The 20240-nt window shown below is 54.9% G+C and carries 12 protein-coding genes and 2 pseudogenes; 7 read left to right on the top strand and 7 right to left on the bottom strand.

What is annotated here, in order from left to right; translation table 11 throughout:
* Nucleotides 1–30: 30 nt before the first annotated feature.
* Entirely contained in the window at nt 31–1407 is a 1377-nt protein-coding gene (locus AC3WOK_RS00405) for a glycoside hydrolase family 1 protein (protein WP_492353730.1), read from the bottom strand.
* A gap of 319 nt (nt 1408–1726) precedes the next feature.
* On the opposite strand from AC3WOK_RS00405, the gene AC3WOK_RS00400 reads away from it, so the two are divergent.
* From AC3WOK_RS00400 to AC3WOK_RS00380, 5 genes and pseudogenes are all read left to right on the top strand, one after another.
* Nucleotides 1727–3811 (top strand): type VI secretion system Vgr family protein, encoded by a 2085-nt coding sequence (locus AC3WOK_RS00400; RefSeq protein ID WP_492353729.1) that lies wholly within the window; start codon nt 1727–1729, stop codon nt 3809–3811.
* A gap of 50 nt (nt 3812–3861) precedes the next feature.
* Nucleotides 3862–7527 (top strand): annotated as a pseudogene (locus tag AC3WOK_RS00395) (RHS element core protein); the annotation flags it as partial.
* 446 nt (nt 7528–7973) lie between these two features.
* On the top strand, nt 7974–8684 hold the full coding sequence (locus AC3WOK_RS00390; RefSeq protein WP_492353728.1) for an ankyrin repeat domain-containing protein: 711 nt from the start codon (nt 7974–7976) through the stop codon (nt 8682–8684).
* 299 nt (nt 8685–8983) lie between these two features.
* Nucleotides 8984–9286, top strand: a pseudogene (locus AC3WOK_RS00385) (type IV secretion protein Rhs); the annotation flags it as partial.
* Nucleotides 9287–9966: 680 nt separating this feature from the next.
* Complete coding sequence (locus AC3WOK_RS00380) at nt 9967–10908, top strand: tetratricopeptide repeat protein (protein WP_492353727.1); 942 nt, start codon at nt 9967–9969, stop codon at nt 10906–10908.
* Between the two features lie 131 nt (nt 10909–11039).
* On the opposite strand, the gene AC3WOK_RS00375 is transcribed toward AC3WOK_RS00380, so the two are convergent.
* The 6 genes from AC3WOK_RS00375 to mntR all read right to left on the bottom strand — a co-directional run bounded on the left by AC3WOK_RS00375 (nt 11040) and on the right by mntR (nt 18057).
* Nucleotides 11040–12086, bottom strand: a complete 1047-nt coding sequence (locus tag AC3WOK_RS00375) for an aldo/keto reductase (RefSeq protein ID WP_492353726.1) — start codon at nt 12084–12086, stop codon at nt 11040–11042.
* Nucleotides 12087–12190: 104 nt separating this feature from the next.
* Nucleotides 12191–13714: an efflux transporter outer membrane subunit gene (locus AC3WOK_RS00370; RefSeq protein WP_492353725.1), complete on the bottom strand. Its 1524-nt coding sequence runs from the start codon at nt 13712–13714 to the stop codon at nt 12191–12193.
* Nucleotides 13714–15285: a DHA2 family efflux MFS transporter permease subunit gene (locus AC3WOK_RS00365; protein WP_059310717.1), complete on the bottom strand. Its 1572-nt coding sequence runs from the start codon at nt 15283–15285 to the stop codon at nt 13714–13716. The genes AC3WOK_RS00370 and AC3WOK_RS00365 overlap by 1 nt, the downstream gene beginning before the upstream one ends.
* Nucleotides 15282–16376 carry an HlyD family secretion protein gene (locus AC3WOK_RS00360; RefSeq protein ID WP_032661279.1) on the bottom strand — a complete coding sequence of 365 codons (1095 nt, stop codon included), beginning with the start codon at nt 16374–16376 and terminating at the stop codon, nt 15282–15284. The genes AC3WOK_RS00365 and AC3WOK_RS00360 overlap by 4 nt, the downstream gene beginning before the upstream one ends.
* Before the next feature lie 101 nt (nt 16377–16477).
* Nucleotides 16478–17587: an anion transporter gene (locus AC3WOK_RS00355; RefSeq protein WP_063955584.1), complete on the bottom strand. Its 1110-nt coding sequence runs from the start codon at nt 17585–17587 to the stop codon at nt 16478–16480.
* Nucleotides 17584–18057, bottom strand: a complete 474-nt coding sequence (gene mntR, locus AC3WOK_RS00350) for a manganese-binding transcriptional regulator MntR (protein ID WP_023335001.1) — start codon at nt 18055–18057, stop codon at nt 17584–17586. Before mntR ends, AC3WOK_RS00355 begins: the two co-directional genes overlap by 4 nt.
* Nucleotides 18058–18240: 183 nt before the next feature.
* On the opposite strand from mntR, the gene mntS reads away from it, so the two are divergent.
* Entirely contained in the window at nt 18241–18369 is a 129-nt protein-coding gene (mntS, locus tag AC3WOK_RS00345; protein WP_014831181.1) for a manganase accumulation protein MntS, read from the top strand.
* Between the two features lie 282 nt (nt 18370–18651).
* Nucleotides 18652–20235 (top strand): phosphoethanolamine transferase, encoded by a 1584-nt coding sequence (locus AC3WOK_RS00340; protein ID WP_059310719.1) that lies wholly within the window; start codon nt 18652–18654, stop codon nt 20233–20235.
* Nucleotides 20236–20240: the final 5 nt, after the last annotated feature.

Genomic DNA, 20240 nt, shown 5'->3' with positions numbered 1-20240 from the left:
AGTCACAAAAACGGCCCGGCAGCGTACGGCTTACATCTCGCGTCCGTTGGTATGGATAACCTGTTTTAACCACGCGTAGCTCTTCTTCGGCACGCGCTTCAGGTCTTTCAGGTCGTGGTTTTCACGGTTGACATAGACCACGCCGTAGCGCTTACGCATGTCGCCCTGGGAGCTGAGAATGTCGATCAGGCCCCAGCCGAGGTAGCCGATCACCTCTGCTCCATCTTCGAACATTGCCGCTTTCATCGCCTCGATATGCGCCCGGTGGTAGTCGATGCGGTAGGTATCCTCAATCGGATTTATACCGTCCCAGGATTCAATCACCCCAATGCCGTTTTCAATCGGGAATACCGGCAGGCGCCAGTCGTTGGCGTAGCGGGTAATGATGGTGCGAAAACCGAGCGGATCGATCTGCCAGTTCCACTCGGTGGCCTTCAGGTATGGGTTATTTTTCTCGCCGTGCAGCAGGTAATAGTTCACCGGCGTGCCCTCCGGGATCGCATCGCTGTCCAGCGTTTTACTGGCGTAATAGCTGAAGGCCATATAGTCGTTTTTTGTACGGGCGAACAGCGCCAGGTCCTCAGCGCGGTAGATATCGCCAAAGCCTTCCTGCTCCACCACCGCCATCACCGCCGGGCTGTAGCCCTGGCCTGCGAAGACGCGCAGCAGGTTCTGGTTGAGGAACTCGTCATACTGCTGGGCGCAGAAGATATCGCGCGGTTTGCAGGTGGCCGGGTAAATCAGCTGGTGCGCCAGCATGCCGCCCATCAGCTGGCCCGGCTTAGTCTGGTGCAGATACTCGGTCAGCGCCATGTGCGCCACCATCGTATGGTGCTGCAACTCGTACAGCTCGCGCAGGGTTTTCTCGCCTTTCATGTAGCCGGAAATGCGGAACGCTTCCGGCATATGGAAGATGTTCTGCTCGTTGAAGGTCAGCCAGTACTTCACGCGGTCGCCATAGCAGTCGATCATCTTTTTGCCGTAGCGGATAAAGGCGTCCATTACCCGGCGGTCATTGAAGCCGTTGTACTCCTGCGCCAGCGCCAGCGGCATATCGAAGTGGTAGAGGCAGATCATCGGCTCAATGCCGCGGGCAATCAGATCGTCGATAAAACGGTCATAAAACGCGATGCCCTCGTCGTTGAACGCGCCGTCACCCTGCGGGCAGACGCGGCTCCACGAGATCTGAAAGCGGTAGCAGTTCATGCCCAGATCCTGCATCAGATCGAAATCTTCCCGGTAGCGGTGGTAGGAGTCGGTGGCGACTTTCCAGTCGGAGATATTCTCCCCGGCCTCCCGTATGTCATACACCGACATCCCCTTCCCGCCCTCATTCCAGGCCCCTTCCGTTTGCATGCTGGATACCGAGTTGCCCCATAAAAAGTTGGCCGGCAGCTGATTGTTCATGTTCCCCCTCCATATGACTAGTCATTTAAAGTTTAATGACTAGTCATATAGGCAAAGATGAAAAGACGATCAAAGAGGAGGATCGTTTTTTGTGAGACAGACAGAAAATATTTATGTCATTGTCAACTCGTTAGCATATTGAGGCCTGCTAAGAAAGTGCTGATAGACATACATAACCTCTATGAGTTGATGTGATTAATATTTATTGGTTATTCATACCTTTATAAATTCCTGGTTTTCGCTTTTATCCGGATTATCCCTGTTTCCTGTATGTCATCAGCGCTAAAGTTAGCCCCGTTTAAATGACGGAGATGCCACTATGTCACTGAAGGGGCTGCGCTTTACGCTGGACGTGGAAGGTCAGGAGCCCGGCACGTTTGCCGTGGTCAGTTTCAGCCTGAAGGAGAGCTACTCCTCCCCGTTTGTCCTTGAGGTGGATGTCACCAGCGACTTTTTCCGCCTGGCCGCAGACGAGCTTCTCGAAAAAAAGGCCACCCTTACCGTCTGGCAGGGACAACAGGTACTGCGCTGTGTCAGTGGCGTCGTTGCCACCTTCGGGATGAAAGAAAATAATGGCTGGCAGATGCAGTACCGTTTTGTCATTCATCCTCCCCTCTGGCGCTGCGCCCTGCGCCAGAATTTTCGCATCTTCCAGCAGCAGGATATTAAAGCCATCTCCGACACCCTGCTCAGGGAAAACGGCGTCACCGGATGGAAGCCCTGGTTTTATGAAAACCATCCGGCCCGGGAGTTCTGCGTGCAGTACGGCGAGTCCGACCTCGCGTTCCTCTCCCGGCTGTGGGTTGAAGAGGGTATCTTCTTTTTTGACAAACCGTCCTCCGGGAGTGCGGAAGCAACCCTGACACTGTGTGATGATGTTGCCGGGTTGCACTCACTGCCTGACTCCCTCCCGTTTAATCCGAATACCACCACGGAAGTGACCACGGAATGCATCAGCACATTCCGCTATGCCGCCACCGTCAGCCCCTCTTCCGTACAGAGCCAGGACTACACCTTTAAGGTTCCCGACTGGCCGGGTATTTATGCTCATGAAGCTGACAACCTGAACGGTCAGCTGTCGCAGTACGAGATTTTTGACTATCCGGGACGTTTCAAGGACGAACAGCATGGCCGGGATTTCACCCGCTATAAAATGGAAGCCCTGCGCAGCAGTGCTGAAACCGCCTCCTGCGTCAGTAATTCTGCAAGACTGTGGCCGGGCACCCGCTTTACCCTGACAGGGCACCCGACGCCCGGCCTTAACCGGGAGTGGCAGGTGGTGAGCAGCACGCTGACGGGCCTCCAGCCGCAGGCGCAGCACGGCAGTCAGGGAGAGGGCACCACCCTCACCTGCGGTTTTCACGTCATACCGGCGGAACGCACCTGGCGCAAGCGTCTGATGCAGAAACCCAGAGTGGATGGCCCGCAGAGCGCGGTGGTCACCGGCCCGGCGGGCGAGGAAATCTTCTGTGACGAGCATGGCCGGATACGGGTGAAGTTTTTGTGGGACCGTTATCACGGCGGAACGGAGGACAGTTCCTGCTGGATACGGGTATCCCAGGCATGGGCCGGAACCGGATTCGGCAACCTCGCCATTCCCCGTGTGGGCCAGGAGGTGATTGTCGATTTTCTTAACGGCGATCCGGACCAGCCCATCGTGATGGGCCGTACCTACCACGAAGACAACCGCTCGCCGGGAAAACTGCCGGGAACGAAAACGCAGATGACCATCCGCTCGAAGACCTACAAAGGCGACGGGTTTAATGAGCTGCGGTTTGACGATGCGACGGGTAACGAGCAGGTCTATATCCATGCGCAGAAGAACATGGATACCGAAGTGCTGAACAACCGCACCACCGATGTGAAGGTGAACCACACCGAAACGGTCGGCGCTAACCAGGCGATCACCGTTAAACAGAATCAAATGCAGACGGTGATGCAGAACCAGCAGGAAATCGTCGGACAGAATCAGTCGGTCACCGTCGGGCTGAATCAGGCAGAAACGGTAGGCATTGTACGTGCGCTGTCGGTTGGTGTGGCCTGTCAGACCACCGTGGGCGGGGTGATGAATACCTCCGTGGCGCTGGTGCAGTCCTCACAGGTTGGCATTCAGAAATCCCTGCTGGTCGGTAAAGGGTATGACGTCAGCGTGGGCGAGAGCGTCACCTTCTCGGTGGGCAAAACGCGCAGGGAAAGCGCAGGGAAAGTGGCGGTTTACAGCGCCGGGGAACATCTTGAGCTGGTTTGCGGTCAGGCCAGACTGGTACTGACACGGGACGGCAGTATCTTCCTGAACGGTACGGCGATTAACTTTCAGGGGGCACTGGCCATCAGCGGCGACGGGCCGGTGGTTAACTGGAACTGCGGGGCGGCAAAAAATCCACCGGATACGCCGGAGCAGTGAAATTATTACCGAACCAGAGCATAAAAATCCATTAACAGAAGGAACTGAACATGAGCGGAAAACCGGCGGCCCGGATGGGGGATATGACAAAGTTCGGTGGCCCGATTGTGCAGGGCTCCATGGGGGTGATGATAGGTGCCCCCACCGGCGTGGCCTGCTCGGTGTGTCCCGGCGGCAGAACCTCAGGCAACCCGGTGAACCCGCTGCTGGGGGCCAAGGTCCTGCCCGGCGAGACCGATACCGCCCTGCCGGGACCGCTGCCGTTTATCCTTTCCCGCTCATACAGCAGTTACCGGACCAGAACTCCCGCACCGGTGGGCCTGTTCGGCCCCGGCTGGAAAGCCCCCTTCGACATCCGTTTACAGCTTCGCGATGATGAACTGGTTATTAATGACAGCGGCGGACGCAGCATTCACTTTGAGCCGCTGTTTCCCGGCGAGACGGCCTTCAGCCGCAGCGAGTCCCTCTGGCTGGCCCGGGGCGGCGTGGTCAGGCTGCACGAGAGTAATCCGCTGCACGTGCTGTGGCAGACCCTGCCGGAAGACCTGCGGTTAAGTCAGCACCTTTACCTGGCGACGAACAGCGCGCAGGGGCCGTGGTGGATACTCGGCTGGTCTGAACGTGTCCCTGACGCAGGGGAAGTCCTTCCCGCGCCGCTACCGCCATACCGGGTGCTGACCGGGCTGGCCGACCGCTTCGGGCGCAGGCTTACGCTTCACCGCGACGCGGTCGGGGAACTCGCCGGCAACATCACTGCCGTCACCGACGGCGCAGGCAGGCGTTTCCGGCTGGTGCTGACCACGCAGGCGCAGCGGGCAGAGGCAGCGCGTCAGCAGGCGACCGCTTCCGGCGTCAGGGTGCCGGAGTATCAACAGACGATGCCGGTCTCCGGCTACGGCGCAGACAGCGGCATTCGCCTGGAGGCGGTGTGGCTGACGCACGACCCGGAATACCCGGATAACCTTCCCGCGCTGCCGCTGGCCCGCTATACCTACACTCCGCGTGGCGAGCTGTCAGCGGTATACGACCGCGGTGATACCCGGGTGCGCAGTTTTACTTATGACGATAAGCATCCGGGGCGGATGACGGCGCACCGGCACGCAGGACGCCCGCAGACCACCTACAGCTATGACGCCTCCGGCCGGGTGGTGGCGCAGCATAACCCGGAGGGGCTGAGCTATCGCTACGAGTATGAGAAAAACGCCGTCATTATTACCGACAGCCTGAACCGCCGCGAGGTGCTCCACACCGAAGGCGAAGGTGGATTAAAGCGGGTTGTTCGGGAAGAAAAAGCCGACGGCAGTACGGTGACGCGGGAATTTGACCACGCAGGCCGCCTGGTGGCGATGACCGATGCCGCCGGGCGTAAAACCGAATACCGGCTGAATATCGGTTCCGGGAATGTGACGGAAATTGTCACGCCTGACGGCAGGTCGGTGCGGTTCAGCTACAACGACCAGCGCCAGCTCGTCTCCACCACCGACACTGATGGTCTGCGCAGTCGGCAGGAGTTTGACAGTCAGGGCAGACTAACGCAGGAAATGTCCCGCCGCGGCGATATGACCCGCTATTTTTATGACAGCCCGCTCAGCGAACTGCCTTCTGCCACTGAAGATGCCTCCGGCAGCAAAAAACACATGACCTGGAGCCGCTACGGGCAGCTGCTGGCCCTGACCGACTGCTCCGGCTACCAGACCCGCTATGAATACAACCGGTTCGGGCAGGTAACCGCCCTTCACCGGGAAGAAGGCCTCAGCCAGTACCGCACCTATGATGAACGGGGCAGGCTTATCCGCCTGCGCAATGCGCCGGGTCATGAGACCCGCTATGAATACAGCGTGGCGGGCGACCTCACCGCCGTCATTCATCCGGACGGCAGCAGGCAGACAACAGAGTACGACGTGGCCGGCCATCCGGTCAGTACCACCGAAGGCGGCCTGACCCGGAAGATGGAATACGATGCCGCCGGGCGCGTCACCCGGCTGGTCAATGAGAACGGGGCCTGCACCACCTTTACTTACGACCTGCTGGACAGACTGACGCGGGAGACGGGCTTCGACGGCAGAACACAATGTTACCACTACAGCATCACCGGGCAGCTTGTCCGCAGCGAGGATGAAAGCCTCGTCATCCTGTGGCACTACGATGAATCGGACCGCCTGACGCATCGCACCATAAACGATGAACCGGCAGAGCAGTGGCAGTACAACGAACGCGGATGGCTGACGGAAATCAGCCACCTCAGCGACAGGCACCGCGTCGCCGTGCAGTATGAGTACGATAAACAGGGACGGATGAACTGCGAACGTCAGACGGTACAGCATCCCGAAACGAGGGAACTGCTGTGGCAGCACGTCACCGGACACGATTATCCGAAGGGGCTGGCGACCCGGACCACCCCCGATAATCTGTCGCCGGTGGAGTGGCTCACTTACGGCTCCGGCTATATCGCCGGGGTGAAGCTCGGCGACGCGCCGCTGGTCGATTTCACCCGCGACCGGCTGCACCGGGAGATACTGCGAACCTTTGGCGTCAGTGAACAGAATACGGCCTACAGCCCGGCCGGGCAGCTGCTGAGCCAGACCGTCAGCAACCCGCAGCTGAACCGGGAGTACGGCTATGACGACAGCGGCCAGCTTATCCGCATCCGTGGTACACATCAGGAAATGTACCATTATGACGATGCAGGTCGTCTCATCAGCGCCCGGCATCACGACCAGCGCCGGCGATACGTCACCGACCCGGCAGGTAACCGGCTGGCAGACCGGGAGCAGTACCCGGCGCTTCCCGCGATATGGCGGGATAACCGTATCAGTGAAGACGGCCAGTTCTTTTACCATTATGACGAACACGGCAGGCTGACGGAAAAGGATGAACGCCGCATCCGCGACGGCGGCAGCCACAGTCACCACTATCACTACGATAATCAGCACCGGCTGGTGTACTACCGCCGTGAACAGCAGGGTGTCGCGCTGAAGGAAAGCCGCTACCTGTACGACCCGCTGGGGCGCCGCGTCGGTAAACGGGTATGGGCCGGAGAGAAAGGTCATTCGCCGGAAGTCACGTGGTACGGCTGGGACGGTGACAGGCTGGTCACCACGCAGACGGACACGCAGCGTATTCAGACGATATATATGCCGGGCAGCTTCACGCCGCTTGTCCGGGTGGAAACACCGTGTGCTGAACTGGCGAAAGCCGCACGCCGCACGCTGGCAGAAAAGTTCCAGCAGGAGGCGAACGTGTCCTTCCCGCCGGAACTGGTGGCGATGGTGGATAACCTGGAAGCGGAGCTTCAGCGCGGGAAACTCAGCGATGCAAACCGGGCATGGCTGGCACAGTGCGGGCTGACGCCGGAGCAGATACAAAACCAGATGGAGCCGGAATACACGCCGCGGAGGAAAATCCATCTTTACCACTGCGACCACCGGGGACTGCCGCTGGCGCTGGTCAGCCATGAGGGAGCCACTGAATGGGAAGCAGAATATGACGCGTGGGGTAATATGCTCCGTGAGACAAACCCGCATGATCTGGCGCAGCTCATCCGCCTGCCGGGGCAGCAGTACGATGAAGAAACGGGGCTGTATTATAACCGTCACCGGTATTACGACCCGCAGCAGGGACGGTATATTACGCAGGATCCGATTGGGCTGAAGGGAGGATGGAATCCTTACAGATATCCTTTAGACCCAATCAATAATATAGATCCTTTAGGGTTGGAAGGAATGCGCCCCGACGGGCATCCGTGGGGATATGGTTGTGGTGATGCGAGTACAGACAGTTTTGTTCCTGATTCTTTGGGGGCTGCTGATTTCTTACCTGCTTGTGGAAATCACGATACGTGTTACGGAACATTGGGAAGTAATAAGGCTATTTGTGACGCGAATCTTGGTGCTGATATGAAACTTGCATGCAAAAATGATTTGACAGGACTGCATAAATTGTATCGTCCTGTTTGTAACGGTATGGCAAGTGGATATGAGTTTGCAGTAAGTAGTTTTGGCGATTCAGCATTTACATCAGCACAAAAAGGGGCTTTATATAATTATAGAGAACTGGAAATGTTAGATTTCTTAAAGTTTGAACTGAGAGAGGATATTGATCCTGATTATCATAATAAAGCATATTATAGAGTCGCCAATCCCAGATAATGCAGGAGGGAACAATGTTATTAAAATCAATAGTATTGTTTTTTTTAATTCCGTTACTTTACGGATGTGGTGCGTTTAATGATATTTTTGAAAAAAACCACTCTTTAAGTACGGTGTCTAGTTTCCCAGAAGATATAGATGAGTTAAAAAATATATGGTTTCATTGTGAGAAGTGTTTGAATGAACCATCGTGTAAATATGATGATGTCAAACAATGCAGAAATATTACTCTACCGAGTAGAGATGAAGCTTTAAGCAAAGCTATAGGGCGAGCCAATGCCGAAGCAGTGCATTTTCTTGTTGATGTAGCGAAAACAGACGTTAATGGAGCTACTGGCAGATATCAGAATACACCATTAATAGTTGCAGCTTATTACGGCACTAAAGCACACCAAGATATTGCTGAATTTTTACTATCACGAGGAGCAAATATTAATAAAACATATCCAGCGGTGGGGGGGACTCCTCTGGGTGTTTCTATATGGAAACGAAATGTTAATTTTGCAAAATTTCTACTCGAAAATGGTGCTGACCCTTCTATAACTATTAACGGCAGAGAAGAAGGATTCGCCTGTGAGAAGGCAATGAGTAAAGAATTACCGGAATTATTTCCACTTATTCCTGGGTGCTGTTCTTTGGCTTTACACGATCTTAACTTTGACCCAAACATAGCACCAGAAAATATCCCTCAGTGCAAGGGCATTCAAAAAATATCCGAAAAATGATGTATACCCGTGATTGTTACTGACAAACAAAAAAGGAAACAGGGATTTTAAGGGGCAACTATGAGCGGAAAATCGGCGGCACCATTTATAACCGCATCGCGCACGACACCCGTTACCATTACCGTTATCACCACGATGAACACGGCAACTAATAAAGCAGGAGGTTTATCCCCGCCGGAGGCGACGTGCATGAGCGGTGAATTGATTCGACATTACCGCTATGATAGTCAGCGCCGGCCGAAGGAGGACTGTGGGTTGGCGCCATCAGCATGGAGAATAAGCGGTGGCTTACCGGTGCCAAGAAAGGTGAGATGTTGTCTGATATTTGCTTTTATGCAACAGCATGTGGACATGCAGGAATTGGCGGTGGGTTGAATGCAGCAATTACATATTCTGAAACCAGGTCTTTACCTACATCAGGAGTTAACAATTCAGTAGGTGTAACTGCTGGAGGTGGTGCTGTAGGATATCTTGCATATTCTTATGGAGTTGATGTCGATAATCCAGAATCATCAACTGAATCAGTCGGTATCGATGTCGGTGCTGACGCTTCGGTTATGACCCTGACATGTAAAACGTGGCAAGAACTCTTAGTAAATTGACAAGAGATAATATGAAAAAAATTATTTTTTTAGCTTTATTTTTAATGTGCGGTTGTTCTCCGGTAGACATAGAGCCGGCCAGGTTGCAGGTTGGAGTATTTCGTGATTTATACCAAGCAGAAAAATATAGTGATATATATAAAATTACATCACATAACTTTCAGAAATAAACTTCTGAAAAGAAATTCATCAGCATAATGTTCGAAGCAAGAGAAAGCATCTTGGGGATTATAAGAAATCCACATTAAAAATAGAGAAGGTCACGCATGGTTTATTTTCAAATAATGAAATCGCATTAATATACTTTTCAGAATATTCAAAAAGAATTGTACAGGAGATTTTTGTTTTTGAATTTGAAAGTGAAAAAATCAAGCTAAAAAGTTATAGATATGATTCGATCAATTAGGGGTCTTGTATACCAATATTTATTAGGCCATGGTCATGCCTCTAACCTTTTGATGAGTTTGGTGTAGAAGACCTTATTTGCCAAGATTTCTGATGGGCACGAGCATAGTCCCCTGTCGATTTTGTGGACAAGCACATTGCGTTCGTAAACATCGTACAGATTATCCGCGCTTTCGCTGTCTGGAATGTCGTAAAAGCCTCCTTGTCGATGTTCTTTCTTCCTATAAGCAAAAGCAGTAGCACTAATTATTAACAACCAAGAGAGTGTATATAAAATGAGAAAGAATATACCTGCAATAATCTTTATAGTAACTGTAGTAATTGGTTTTGCATCTTATTATGTAAGTGGGTATTTAAAAGCAAAAAATAAGAATAATGAAATTACAAACCTAACAAAGCTAGCAGAGCTGGGTGATGCGAAAGCGCAAACTGATCTAGGGCTTATTTATGGTAATGGCTCGACTCAGGATTACAAAAAGGCGATCTATTGGTATAATAAGGCAGCACAACAAAACTATGCACCAGCACAATTTAATCTTGGACTTTTCTATGAAAATGGTTGGGCCGGAATTAAAGACCTCAAACTGGCAAGAAATTATTATTCTAAAGCAGCCAAACAAGGCTTTACAAACGCACAGATAAATTTAGGCATTCTATTAATAGAGGCCAAAGGTGGAGAGCTCGATTATGATCAGGCGAGAAAACTATTTATGATTGCGGCAAAATCTAATAATCCAGTTGCTATGTATAATCTAGGATATCTTTATAATTATGGATTGGGTGTTCCGAGAGATGATGTACAGGCTGCAACATGGTACAATAAAGCAGCAACCCTTGGATCAATGAGTGCCAGGAATTCACTTGCTCTATTTTATGCAAAAGGATTGGGTAATCTCCCTGTTGATAAAGAAAAGGCTTTTAAGTTATTGAATATTTCCGTTTGCCAAGGATATTCGGTAGCACAAAATAACTTAGGGATATTATATTCTGATGGGACGGATGAACTATCCAAAAATTATGTCAAAGCCTATGCTTGGTTCTCAGTGGCATTTCACAATGGTTTTAAAGAGGCTGATATTTCACGGGAAAAAATCATGGATAAATTAAAAGGATTGGAAATTGAAAAAGCTAAGAAACTTTCCATTCAATATATAAAAAAACATCCTGCAATTCTTAATGCGGATGGTACAGATAAAGAGTGTGACTCAGGGAAATGATGCCAGTATTATTCAGGTATGCGACAAAACAAAGAATTTTTATCTATTACAAATAAGATAAAAACAATGGTAAAACTAAATCTAAAGATGATAAACCGGAACCACAAAGCAGTTCCGGATATCAAAGCGAATTAAATACTCTGTTGTGTTATTTGATTGCGGCGATATTCCCCTTGCCGCTCCAGCATCCAGCCCGGATATTCGCGCGGCAGCGCGCTGACCGCATCAAGCTGTTTAAGCTCGTCTTCGCTCAAGCGGATCCCGGTCGCGGCGATATTGTCGTCCAGCTGATCGATACGTTTGGCACCGATAATGACGCTGGTCACCGCTTTCTGGTGCAGCAGCCACGCCAGCGCGATTTGCGCCACGGAGACGCCTTTCTGCTCGGCAATGGTGCGCATCACGTCCACGCAGTCGAAGGCGCGCGCTTTATCCACCGGCGGGAAGTCAAACTCCAGACGGCGACTACCGGCTTCACCCTGCCCGTCGCGGCTATATTTTCCGCTCAGCAGACCGCCCGCCAGCGGGCTCCAGACCATCAGCCCGACGCCTTCGCTCTGCATCATCGGCACCAGCTCGCGCTCAAGATCGCGTCCGGCGATGGTGTAATACGCCTGGAGCGATGCGAAACGCGCCAGCCCGAGGCGTTCAGAAATACCAAGCGCTTTGGCAATCTGCCACGCCGCCCAGTTCGAAACGCCGATGTAGCGCACGTGGCCGTGCTGCACCAGGTTATCCAGGGCATAAAGCGTCTCTTCGATCGGCGTGGCGGGGTCAAAACCGTGAAGCTGGTAGAGATCGATATGATCGAGCTGCAGGCGGCGCAGGCTCTCCTTTACGCTGCTGATAATGTGATAGCGCGAGCTGCCGCGCGAGTTCACCCCTGCGGTACCCGTTTCGCCGAACACCTTAGTGGCGACCACCACGTTTTCGCGCGGAACGTTCAGGTTTTTCAGCGCCTGCCCGAGGATCGCCTCCGAACGGCCTTCCGAGTAGACGTCGGCAGTGTCGATAAAGTTGATGCCCGCGTCCAGCGCGCGGCCCACCAGCTGCTCGGCTTCATTTTGCTGGAGCTGGCCAATCTTGCCCCACATGCCGCCTTCACCGCCGAACGTCATGGTGCCGAGGCACAGTTCAGAAACAAACAGTCCGGTATTGCCCAGTTTTTGATAACGCATAACGCTTTCCTCGCATGTCGATTGGGTGTCTGTTAGTTATACCCGCCGCTCAGCCATCGCGAATGTGGCGTTCCTGTCCGTTTCTTGCCCAATCCTCTGAAAATTTATCCGCGCGGGGCCTCGCCAAAGACGCTGTAGTCCGGTAACTGCACCTGCTGATACGGCTCCCAGCCGCCGCCGAGCGCTTTATAGAGCGCGACCAGGTCGAGCGCGCTTTGCACCTGAGCCTGCGCGCGCTGCTGCTCGGCCTGCGCGAGCTGCCGCTGGGCGTCCAGCACGTCGATAAAGCTGGCGATGCCCTGTCGGTAGCTGTCGCTCGCCAGGTCAAAGGCGTTTTGCAGCGCGTCGATGGTCTTCGCGAGGCCCGCTTCACGCTGCTGGTCGGTGCGATAGCTCACCAGCGCGTTTTCGACATCGCCGAGCGCTGTCAGCACCGTCTGGCGATAGTCCAGCACCGCCGCCCCCTGCTGCGCCCGCGCGACCTTCACGCTGGAGACCAGTCGTCCGCCCTGGAAGATGGGAATAGAGACCTGCGGGCCAAAGCTGTAGAAGTGGCTGCTCCAGTCGGTGAGCCAGTTGGTTTCGCTGTTTCGCAGGCCAAACTGCCCGGAAAGGGTAAAACTCGGGAACAGCTCCGCCACCGAAACGCCGATTTGCGCCGTGGCGGCATGCAGATTCGCCTCCGCTTCGCGCACGTCAGGTCGGCGGCGCGCCAGCGTCGACGGAATGCCCGTTTGCACGATATCCGGCAGGGCTGGCATCGGCTGCACGCTTTGCAATTCCGCATCCAGCGCGCCCGGCGGTTTGCCGAGCAGGATCGCCAGGCCGTTCATCGCCTGCCGCTCCTGTGCCTGGTACTGCGGCAGCTGTGCTTCGAGATTGCCCAGCTGCGCCCGGGCATTTTCCACGTCCATCTGCGGAGACAGCCCGCCGCGCTGACGGCTTTCGGTCAGATCCAGCGTCTGCTGGGCGCTTTTTATCTGGGTATTCAGCGTGGCGATAATGCTCTGTGCCCCGCGCAGCTGCAGCCACGCGCGCGCCACTTCCGCTTCCAGCGACACCAGGGCGTCGTTACGCTGCTCTATCGCCGCCTTCTGCTGCGCTTCTGCCGCCTCCACCTGCCGGCGCACCTTGCCCCACAGGTCGATTTCCCACTGGGCGTCGAAGCTGCCCTGGTAAAGGTTAATCGGCTGCGTCAGCGGCCCCAGCGCGCCTTTCAAATTAGGATCGATACTATCCACCTGGTCGTATACGCCGTGGGATTTCAGCTCCCCTTCCAGGCCGAGCTGCTGGCGCGTCGCCTGCAGATTGCCGTTCACCGACGGGTAAAACGCCCCGCCTGCCTGGTTAATCTGTTCACGCGCTCCCGCGATGCGCAGCACCGTTTGCTGCAGCGTCAGGTTTCCGGCAATGGCGCGCTCAACCAGGCTGTCGAGCTGCGGCGAGCCGAAGGTTTTCCACCAGCGCGGGTTGGTCGCGGCGGTGGTGGTTTGTGATTTCACCGCGCTGTCGCCCTTATCGTTCCAGTGCGTAACGGCGGGCGGCGCGGGCTGCTGGTAGTCCGGCCCGACGGCGCATCCCGCCAGCAGCATCATTATCATCAGAGGGTGTAAACGTCTGTGTATCATCAGTGTGCTCCTGCACTCCCCTCGCTCTTAACCGGCGAGAGCAACAAACAAAACGGAATCAATAGCAAGGCCACCGCGCTCAGAATGGTGAAGACGTCGATGTAGGCCAGGAAGCGCGACTGCTCAATCATGGTCTGGTACATACGTCCGGTGGCAATCCCGGTGGGGTCCCCTACCTGGGTGGTGAAGTTCTGGATTGCCTGGGCGCTTTCGCGTATCGCCTGCTGAAACTGCTCGTTAAACGGCGAGGCGTGGTACGCAAGGTGCGCGCTGTGCGCCTGCGAGCGCTCGGTAATCGCCGCCGTCGACAGCGAAATCCCAACCGAACCCGCAACGTTACGGAACATGGTGAACAGCGCTGCGGCATCGGCGTTCAGCCGCCTTGGAATCGAAATAAAGGCAATGGTGGTCAGCGGCACAAACAGGAACCCCAGCCCTATCGACTGGGCGCTGCGGAACAGCACCAGGGTTTCGAAGTCAATATCCGGGGTCAGCGTGCGCGACCAGAAGAACGACACCGCCAGACAGGTAAAGCCAAAGGCAATAATCCAGCGCGTCTGCACCACCGGCATCAGCTTCAATACCAGCGGGATAGTTAAGACGATCAGCACCGCCCCGGGCGACAGCACCAGCCCGGACCAGGTGGCGGTGTAGCCCAAATCCTGCTGCGCCAGCTGCGGGATCACCACCGAGCTGCCGTACAAAATCATCGCCATCCCGGCCATCAGCAGGCTGGAGACGGCGAAGTTGCGGTCCTTCATGCAGTGCAAATCCACCACCGGCTTTTTGGCATACACCAGCCAGTAGATGGCGCCGATAATGCCGACAAGCGTCAACACGGCGAAAGTACGAATAAAGTTCGAGTAGAACCAGTCTTCATCTTCCCCGCGGTCAAGCATCACCTGCAGGCAGCCCAGCCCCAGCGCGATCAGGCCGATCCCCGTCCAGTCGATGGTCAGCTTCTCTTTTGATTTGCTCTCCCACGGCGGATCTTCCAGCAGCTGGTAGATCGCCAGCACCGTCACAATCCCCACCGGGATATTGATAAAGAACACCCAGCGCCAGGAGTAGTTATCCGTAATCCAGCCGCCCAGCGTCGGGCCAAGCACTGGCGCAACGATGATGGCGATGGACGACAGCCCAAAGGCTTTGCCCCTGTCTTCCGGCTTAAAGTAATCGAGTAAGACCGACTGCTGCGTGGGCTGAAGTCCGCCGCCAAAAAAACCCTGCATCACGCGGAACAGAATGATCTGCCACAGCTCGGTGGCGATCCCGCACAGGAACGAGCAGACGGTGAACATGACGATGCAGATCAGGAAGAACTGCTTGCGGCCGAACACCCGGCTCAGAAACGCCGAGATGGGCAGCACGATGCCGTTCGCGACCAGATAGCTGGTTAACACCCAGGTGGATTCGTCATAGCTGGACGAGAGCGAACCCGCCACGTGGGGCAGCGCCACGTTGACGATGGTGGTGTCGAGGATCTCCATAAACACCGCCAGGGTGACGACAATCGCCACCGCCCACGGATTGCTGGCGGGCTTCCAGCTGTCGTGGCTGTGATCCGTCATTCCACCGTCACCTTCGGTGCCACCGACAACCCCAGCGGCAGCGGTTTGTTGGGATCCAGGCCTTTATCAATGACGATTTTGACCGGCACGCGCTGCACAATTTTAACGAAGTTGCCGGTGGCATTTTCTGCCGGGAAGGCGGAGAAGCGCGAACCGCTGCCCTGCTGGATACTGTCTACGTGGCCCTCAAGCTCCATATCCGGCCATGCGTCAACGGACACGGTGACCTTATCACCCGGCTTCATGCGCTCAAGCTGCGACTCTTTAAAGTTCGCCACCACCCACACGTTTGGAGAAACCAGCGAGAACAGCGCCGTTCCCGCCTGCACCAGCGTGCCGGGCTGCACGTTGCGTTTGGTGACGACGCCGTCGAACGGGGCGCGGACTTCGGTATAGGAGAGGTTAAGATTGGCGGTTTCCAGCTGGGCTTTAGCCTGATCGACCTGACGCTCGCGCGCTTCAACGTTGGTTTCCTGCTGGCGGATTTGCAGCTGTACCTGCTCTGCCACTTCCAGCTGCGCCTGGGCGCTGGCCAGCCCCGCCTGTGCGCTACGCAGCTGTGCGTTCGCGGAATCAATACTTTGCTGGGTGGTTGCGCGCGGGTCCACGCCGCGCTGGCGACGGTACTCTGCCTGGGCGTTCGCCAGATCGGCCTGCGCTTTCAGCACCTGCGCTTTGGCTTCGTCACGCTGTGCGGGATACTGGACTTTTGAGAGCGCCAGCTGCGCCTGGGCCTGGTGCAGCTGCGCGATGGCCAGCCCAAGCTGGGCCTGCGCCTGATCGCGCTGTGCGGTAGTATCTCGCGGATCGATGACCACCAGCAGATCGCCCTTTTTCACGCGCTGGTTATCGCGCACGCGCAGCTCGGTGACGTAGCCTGCCGTTTTGGGGGCGATGGTCACCACGTCGCCGTCGGTAAAGGCGTCGTCAGTCGTCTCTTCGTTACGGGTTAAAAACCACCAGACCAGCGCCACGACGACCATTACCACCACGACAATGCCGAGGATAATTAATGGTTTTTTGCCCGGGCGCTTACGCTCATTATTGTTTTTGTCCTGCTCGTCAGCAGGCGGATTTTGATCTTCAGCCATAGGTCAGCAACGGTCCTGTCAGTGAGCGGCATCACACTATGCCGTTCACTAAAGCTAGGACGTTGCTATACGTTTGCCAGGAAAAACTGACAAATTGCGCACTATATGAGAAGGAATATTCCGAAACCGATCGCCGCGGCCCATAACAGCATCGGGATCGACCAGAGATGGAAGCGCCACCAGATGCGACGGTCGTTAGCCATGCGCAGGGCAATGAGGTTTGCCAGCGAACCGGGCAGCAGCCCAAACCCGCCGATGTTAACGGCCCAGGCCAGCAGCGTGTCCGGCGGAACATAGTTGAGCAGCAGAATGGTGGAAGGCACGTTGCTGATAATCTGGGACAGGCCAATCGCCGTCAGCCACAGCCCCGGCTGAGACAGCGTGCTGACGCTGTGCAGCACGTTTTGCAGCACCGGAAGCTGGATAAGAAGATGCACATCAATAAACATCGCCATAAAGACCAGCAGAAGCGTCCAGTCCACGCTCACCAGCACGCGGCGCGCCAGCACGACAAACCCCGCCGCAACGAGCAGGACGCCCGCCAGCTCATACTTCAGCTCCAGCGCGAACAGAAAGACGATGTATAACCCAAGGCAGCTCCAGACCAGGCGAGGTTGCCACTGCGGGCCGGTTGTTCCGCTGTGGTACTGCAGTTTTTTATCCGGAAACGCAAACCAGCAGACCGCCAGCAGCGACAGCATCATCACCAGCGCCAGAGGGGCCATCTGCCAGGTAAAGGCGGCGAACGACAGCCCGGAACGTCCCCAGAGAAGGATATTTTGCGGGTTGCCGATAGGCGTTAACAGCGAGCCGGCGTTGACGGCCAGCGCTTCAAAGATGATCAAGCGGCTGACCGGGATCTCGCAAAGCTTACGCAGTGTGAGCGTGAGGGGCACGATGATAAACAGCGCCACATCGTTGGTCAGAAACGTCGACAGCACCGCGGCGGAGAACACCATAAACAGCGACAGCCTGCGCTCGGTGGCAAAGCGGCGCACCATTTTACGTCCCAGCACGTCAAAATAGCCGCTCAGCTCGACCCCTTTGGTGAGCATCATTAAGCCGCTCAGGGTAATGATGGTGCGCCAGTCAATGGCGGCAGGCCAGGCGCGCGGTGCAAACGGCACAAAGAGGCTTAATGCTGCGCCAATGAGTAATAAGAGATGGAAGAAACGATCGCGGGCCAGAGCCTGCAGTCCAGGGATTTTCATTCAGCGGAGGGACCATACTTAAGCGTAAATTCACGAAACTTCACCAGCGTCTCTTCACTGACGTGGTGCTCCATTCCTTCCGCATCCCGGCGGGCGATCTCCGGGCTGACGCCCAGCACCAGTAAAAAATTCTCGACAAGCTGATGGCGCTCGCGGCTCTCCTGCGCGAGCTTCTCCCCTTCTGGCGTCAGAAAGACACCGCGCCAGGGGATCATTTCAATTAAGCCCACCGAGGCCAGACGTTTTAACATTTTAGCGACAGTCGGTTGCGAAACCCCCAGCCTGGCGGCCATATCGACCTGACGCGCTTCCCCGACCTCACGGATCAGATCGGAAATGAGCTCAACATAATCATCAATCAGTTCACGCCGGTGCGCTTCACGGACCTGGCGAAAACCTTCGACATGTTCTTCAACATTCACCAGTTGCGTCGTTTTCCTCATTGTTGGCTTACCTGCGCGACGGTTCATTGTACTTCCTCAGTGGGGTGACGCTTCCAGCGCCCGGTATCGAGAGCGCACATTGTAAACCATAGCTCTGCAAGCACAAAAAATTAACGAAATAGCCATAGCTATACAATATAGCCTGTGCTATATCTGTATGTAATGCAGTCACCCTTCACGGATCGAAGGGATCAAAAATCAGGAGGTCTTATGAACGAATTCAAGAGGTGTATGACCGTGTTTACCCACTCTCCCTTTAAAGTGCGCTTGATGCTGTTGAACATGCTGTGCGATATGTTTAACAACAAACCGCATCAGGACGACAAACCTTCCCACTAAGCGGCGTTGCGGTACGCCGCGTCATTTTCCCGTCACAATCTCGCTGTAAACTGGCTTCCAGCCGCCTTATTCCCGATCTTTTTTACGGATTTGCAGTCCCCTTCGCAAAACATCTGCTTAGCAACTGTTGATATTATTTACCGCTCGCACTATCTTCTTGCAGCCCTGCACAATTTGCGGCTCGCTGAAGCGGACCCTATTCCCTCTCCACGCACTGTCAGGCAGGTTATGACCCTTGACGCCAGGGTGAGCACATGGCGTTTTCATCCATGATAGTGACCTATGAATTTAACCCTGATAGATACCGTTGTAACCCGCAGTCGGGCCTTAAGCCCGTGGACGGGTTTTTACTTTTTGCAGTCATTGCTGATTAACTTTTCGCTGGGTTACCCCTTTAGTCTGCTCTACGCGGTGGCTTTCACCTGCGTGCTTCATGTGCTCTGGCGAGCCGCACCGCGCGTGCAAAAAGCAGTAATCGGGATCTGTTCGCTGGTTGCTGCGCTCTATTTCCCGTTTGGTCAGGCATACGGCTCGCCAAACTTTAATACCCTGCTGGCGCTGCACTCGACCAATATGGAAGAGTCGACGGAGATCCTGACTATTTTCCCGTGGTACAGCTACGTGGTCGGGCTCTTTATCTTCGCGTTGGGCGTTATCGCCATCCGCCGTCAGTCGGGCGAGAAAAAACCCTGGGGCAAGATCGAAATACTCTGTCTGGTGTTCAGCATTGCCGTGGCGTTTGTCGCCCCCATCCAGAATATTCCCTGGGACGGTAAGTTAAGGCTCATCAATATCGGCTATCCGGTTTTCCGCTTCGTGAAAGACGTCGTTGTAAATAATAAAGAGGTGCTCGACGAACAGGCGCGTATGGCTGAGCTTTCCAATATGAAAGACACCTGGAACGTGCTGGCCGTGAAGCCGAAATACCACACCTATGTGGTGGTGATTGGCGAAAGCGCACGTCGCGATGCGATGGGGGCGTTTGGCGGACACTGGGATAACACCCCGTTTGCCAACACGGTTAAAGGCACCCTGTTTACCGATTATGTCGCGGCCAGCGGCTCGACGCAGAAATCGCTCGGCCTGACGCTTAACCGCGTGGTGGATGGCAAACCGCAGTATCAGGATAATTTTGTGACCCTGGCAAACCGCGCGGGTTATCAGACATGGTGGTTCTCCAATCAGGGGCAGATTGGCGAATACGATACGGCCATCGCCAGCATCGCTAAGCGTGCTGACGAAGTGCAGTTCCTGAAGAGCGGCGACTTTGAAGCGGACAAAAATACCAAAGACGAAGCGCTGCTGAAAATGACGGCACAGGTGTTCGCCACCCCGCGCACCCAGCCTCAGCTGATTGTCCTGCACCTGATGGGGTCACACCCGCAGGCCTGCGACCGAACTGGCGGGAAGTATGCGGAGTTCGTTCAGTCTAAAGAGACCTCGTGCTATCTCTACACCATGACGCAAACAGACGACCTGCTCAGCAAGCTGTACGAACAGTTACGCAACACGGGCGAAAGCTTCTCCATGGTCTATTTCTCGGATCACGGGCTGGCGTTCAAAGAGCGCGGTAAAGAGGTGCAGTATCTGGCGCACGATGACAAGTTCCAGCAGAACTTCCAGGTGCCGTTTATGGTGCTGTCGAGTGACGATAAAACGCATCGCGTTATTAAAGCGCGTCGTTCAGCTAATGATTTCCTGCAGTTCTTCTCGCAGTGGACGGGGATTAAGGCCGAGCAGATAAAAAGTGCTTACCCGTTTGTCTCAAACAAGAAAGCGCCCCCAGTGTACGTTACCAACTTCAAGTTACAGAAAGTTGACTACAACCATCTGGGTACGGATATGTTTGATATTAAGAGTAAGTAAACTCT

The organism is Enterobacter sp. FW301-JW81, assembly GCF_058788735.1.
Note: the sequence above shows the minus strand (reverse complement) of the source record. Positions and strands in the feature narration are given on the sequence as shown.

Excerpts from the sequence above, each read along its gene's own strand:
- AC3WOK_RS00405 (WP_492353730.1), bottom strand. The coding sequence starts at position 1,407 with ATGAACAATCAGCTGCCGGCCAACTTTTTATGGGGCAACTCGGTATCC.
- AC3WOK_RS00400 (WP_492353729.1), top strand. The coding sequence starts at position 1,727 with ATGTCACTGAAGGGGCTGCGCTTTACGCTGGACGTGGAAGGTCAGGAG.
- AC3WOK_RS00390 (WP_492353728.1), top strand. The coding sequence starts at position 7,974 with ATGTTATTAAAATCAATAGTATTGTTTTTTTTAATTCCGTTACTTTAC.
- AC3WOK_RS00380 (WP_492353727.1), top strand. The coding sequence starts at position 9,967 with ATGAGAAAGAATATACCTGCAATAATCTTTATAGTAACTGTAGTAATT.
- AC3WOK_RS00375 (WP_492353726.1), bottom strand. The coding sequence starts at position 12,086 with ATGCGTTATCAAAAACTGGGCAATACCGGACTGTTTGTTTCTGAACTG.
- AC3WOK_RS00370 (WP_492353725.1), bottom strand. The coding sequence starts at position 13,714 with ATGATACACAGACGTTTACACCCTCTGATGATAATGATGCTGCTGGCG.
- AC3WOK_RS00365 (WP_059310717.1), bottom strand. The coding sequence starts at position 15,285 with ATGACGGATCACAGCCACGACAGCTGGAAGCCCGCCAGCAATCCGTGG.
- AC3WOK_RS00360 (WP_032661279.1), bottom strand. The coding sequence starts at position 16,376 with ATGGCTGAAGATCAAAATCCGCCTGCTGACGAGCAGGACAAAAACAAT.
- AC3WOK_RS00355 (WP_063955584.1), bottom strand. The coding sequence starts at position 17,587 with ATGAAAATCCCTGGACTGCAGGCTCTGGCCCGCGATCGTTTCTTCCAT.
- mntR (WP_023335001.1), bottom strand. The coding sequence starts at position 18,057 with ATGAACCGTCGCGCAGGTAAGCCAACAATGAGGAAAACGACGCAACTG.
- mntS (WP_014831181.1), top strand. The coding sequence starts at position 18,241 with ATGAACGAATTCAAGAGGTGTATGACCGTGTTTACCCACTCTCCCTTT.
- AC3WOK_RS00340 (WP_059310719.1), top strand. The coding sequence starts at position 18,652 with ATGAATTTAACCCTGATAGATACCGTTGTAACCCGCAGTCGGGCCTTA.